This is a genomic window from Gemmatimonadota bacterium (assembly GCA_016209965.1).
Classification (GTDB): domain Bacteria; phylum Gemmatimonadota; class Gemmatimonadetes; order Longimicrobiales; family RSA9; genus JACQVE01.
Window position 1 is genome coordinate 1 of the sequence record JACQVE010000132.1, and the last position, 3,289, is coordinate 3,289.

The 3,289-nt window shown below is 69.3% G+C and carries 4 protein-coding genes; 1 reads left to right on the forward strand and 3 read right to left on the reverse strand.

Annotated elements, in window-relative coordinates; all coding sequences use genetic code 11:
- A partial coding sequence (locus HY703_05445) for a hypothetical protein (protein ID MBI4544614.1) occupies positions 1-192 on the forward strand: 192 nt, incomplete at its 5' end.
- A 29-nt stretch (positions 193-221) separates the two neighbouring features.
- Here HY703_05445 and HY703_05450 read toward each other — a convergent pair.
- The 3 genes from HY703_05450 to HY703_05460 all read right to left on the reverse strand — a co-directional run.
- Entirely contained in the window at positions 222-2,120 is a 1,899-nt protein-coding gene (locus HY703_05450; protein MBI4544615.1) for a potassium transporter Kup, read from the reverse strand.
- A gap of 49 nt (positions 2,121-2,169) precedes the next feature.
- Positions 2,170-2,397: an SHOCT domain-containing protein gene (locus HY703_05455; protein ID MBI4544616.1), complete on the reverse strand. Its 228-nt coding sequence runs from the start codon at positions 2,395-2,397 to the stop codon at positions 2,170-2,172.
- Positions 2,398-2,429: 32 nt separating this feature from the next.
- Positions 2,430-3,289: CapA family protein (locus HY703_05460; GenBank protein ID MBI4544617.1), on the reverse strand; the 860-nt coding region annotated here is incomplete at its 5' end.

Below are 3,289 nucleotides of genomic sequence, written 5' to 3' on the forward strand. Positions count from 1 at the left end.
AAGTTCAAGGCCAAGTGGTGGGAGTTCGACGTCGGCTGGGCGTACATCCGCCTGCTGGAGATGCTGCGGCTGGCGCGCATACTGTACGCGCGCGCGCTCTCGGCCCGCGAGTTCGCGGCGAAGTATTACGCGGAGAAGGCGGAGGCGCTGCTTCCCACACCGGACCCCTTCTATAGTGATCCAGCACAGTAGTTGTGACATGTCATCCCTGTGGCCGACTGCTACAGCTCGACCTCCCAGCCGACCTCGATGACGCGCTCGGAAGGGATGTGGAAGAAGGCGGTGGCGCGCAGCGCGTTGCGGGCCATGAAGGCGAAGAGCCGCTCGCGCCAGAGGGCCATCCCCGGCTTCTCGGTGGCCAGTAGTGTCTCGCGTCCCAGGAAGAAAGTGGTCTGCTCGAGGTCCAGGTCGAGGCCGCGCTCCCGGCACAGGTCGAGCACGCGCGGAATGTCCGGGTCCTGCATGAAGCCGTAGTGCAGGATGACGCGGTAGATCCCGTCCTGCAGCTCCTGGATCTCGACGCGCTCCTCCCGGGGCACGTGCGGGATCTCCTCCGTCACCACGGTAAGCAGCACCAACTTCTCGTGCAGCACTTTGTTGTGCCGCACGTTCTGCAGTAGCGCAGGCGGCGTGACGTCCAGGCTGCCGGTCATGAATACGGCGGCGCCGGGCACGCGCTCGAGCGGCCGCGCCGCGATTTGCTGGAGGAACTTTGACAGTGGCATCGTCGCCTTGCGCAGCCGCTCGCGCAGGATCTCGCGCCCCCGTTTCCAGGTGGTCATGAGCGTGTAGACGCCTGCCGCGACCAGGAGCGGGAACCAGCCGCCATGCTCGACCTTGATGATGTTGGCGCCGAAGAAGGCGGCGTCAATCGAGATGAGCACGGCCGCCAGGCCACCGGCAGCGAGCCGGCTCCAGCGCCAGAGGTCGCGGGCCACCACGTAGAAGAGCACCGTGGTGATGACCATGGTCGTGGTCACGGCCACGCCGTACGCGGCGGCCAGGCGGCTGGAGGAGCCGAATCCCAGGACCAGCGCAATGGTGGCCAGCATGAGCGCCCAGTTCACAGGTGGGATGTAGATCTGGCCGATCTCCCCGGGCGAGGTGTGCTGGATCTGGACACGCGGACTGTAGCCGAGCTGCACCGCCTGGCGCGTCAGCGAGAAGGAGCCGGAGATCACGGCCTGCGACGCGATCACGGTCGCCGCCGTCGCCAGCAGTACCATGGGATAGAGCGCCCAGCCGGGCGCCAGCCGGTAGAACGGGTTGTGCGCCGCTTCGGGGTCGCGCAGCAGCAGTGCGCCTTGGCCGAAGTAGTTGAGCAGCAGTGCGGGCAGCACCAGCGCGAACCAGGCCAGGCGGATCGGCCGCCTGCCGAAGTGGCCCATGTCCGCGTAGAGCGCTTCGCCGCCGGTCACCACCAGGAACACCGCGCCCAGCACCAGGAATCCCTGCAGCCCGTTTCGGCCGAAGAACGCGGCGCCGTGCAGGGGGTTGAGCGCGGCCAGCACCTCGGGCCGGGCGGCGATGGCGCGCGTGCCCAGCAGCGCCAGGGTCAGGAACCAGACCAGCGTAACGGGCCCGAACACGGCGCCCACCCCCGCGGTGCCGCGGCGCTGGAACAGGAACAGGCCTACCAGAATCCCCACCGTAATGGGGATCACGAAGGGCGCCAGGACAGGGGTGGCGATTTCGAGTCCCTCGATGGCGCTGAGCACGGAGATGGCGGGCGTGATCATGCCGTCGCCGTAGAGGAGCGCGGCGCCGAAGAGCCCCAGGGCCACGAGGAACAGGCGGCCGTGCGGCGTCGCCCGCCGTGCCGGCTGGCTCAGCGCCAGGAGCGCCAGGATCCCGCCCTCGCCCCGGTTGTCCGCGCGCATGATGAACACCAGGTATTTGACCGAGATGACCACGACCAGCGCCCAGAGGATGAGCGAGAGCACGCCCAGCACATTGGCCCGGCTGGGCGCGACGCCGTAGGGGCCGAAGAAGCACTCGCGGATGGCGTAGAGCGGGCTCGTGCCAATGTCGCCGTAGACCACGCCCAGTGCGGCGAGGGACAGCCCGAGCAGGTAGCGGCCGCGCGGGGAATCAGCTCCGGCTGGGGCGGCGCCTGGCATGTCCCGCGGGCGTCAGCGCGGCGCTCGGGGGGCAGGCTGCGGGGAGCCGCTAGTGCAGCTCGTCGCGCATGCGCTGGTAGGTGGCCTGGTCGATCTCGCCGCGGGCATAGCGCTCCTTGAGGATCTCCTCGGCGCGGCTCCTGCCCGGCTGTCGCTCGAGCCAGCCGCGGCCCTCGGCCACGCGATAGAGCAGCCAGAGCAGGAACACGATCGCGCCGATGACGACCGCCCAGAACAGCACCATGAGCAGCATCATGAGCCATCCCGCTCCCATCATCGTGTTCCCCATCCACTGATGCATGGCGTCTATCATCCTTCCCTCCCTGGGGATGGGTGGGGTCCCGCTGCCGCCCGCTGGTCCGGCGCGGCGCGTATCCCGAGTCGCAGCTCGCCACCCGCGCGTTCGAGGGCGGTGCCCAGCTCGGCAGACAGCCGGAGCATTCGTTCCAGGATCTCCTCGAGCTCCGCGCCTCTGGCCAGATCGACGCGCGCATATTGGAGTCGGACCGGCAGCATGCGCAACTGGCGGGCGCGGCCCTCGTCCAGCTCGAGCAGGAAGAGGAAGGAGTGATCGTTCCGGAGCATTGGGTCGACGGCGTAGTCGTCGAGGAAATCGCCCGTGTCATAGAGGATGGGCTTTGAGCCGCTGAGCTCGACACCCTGGAAGATGTGCGCCGAGTGGCCGTGCACCAGGTCGACGCCGCGCTGCAGCGCGCCGTGGGCGAACTCGCGGAACTGGGCGGGAGGCCGCTCGACCATGTTGGGTCCCCAATGCAGCGACAGGATCACGAACTCCGCGCCCATGCTCCGCGCCGCGGCCGCCGCGTCCCCGACCCGCGCCAGCGCGCGGGGCTCGGGCTGGATGGCCATGTAGTTCACGCCCGGCCGCCCCGGCTCTGCCTCCCAGTCCGGCTCGTTGTCCGTGAAGGCGATGAGGCCCACGCGCACCCCGCCGGCCTGGAGCACGGCCGGCCGTGCCGCTTCGGCCGCATCGGGGCCCGCGCCTGCACGCGCGATGCCGGCCGCGTCCAGGTGCGCCAACGTATCGAACAGCCCTTGCTCCTCGAAGTCCAGCACATGGTTGATGGCCAGGCAGACCAGGCGGATGCCGGCGGCCCGCAGCACCTCCACGGCTTCGGGCGGCGCGCCGAAGTGGAAGACCTTGGGGG

What these genes read in the sequence shown, in the direction of transcription:
- HY703_05450 (MBI4544615.1), bottom strand. Translation starts at nt 2,120, where the DNA reads ATGCCAGGCGCCGCCCCAGCCGGAGCTGATTCCCCGCGCGGCCGCTAC.
- HY703_05455 (MBI4544616.1), bottom strand. Translation starts at nt 2,397, where the DNA reads ATGATGGGAGCGGGATGGCTCATGATGCTGCTCATGGTGCTGTTCTGG.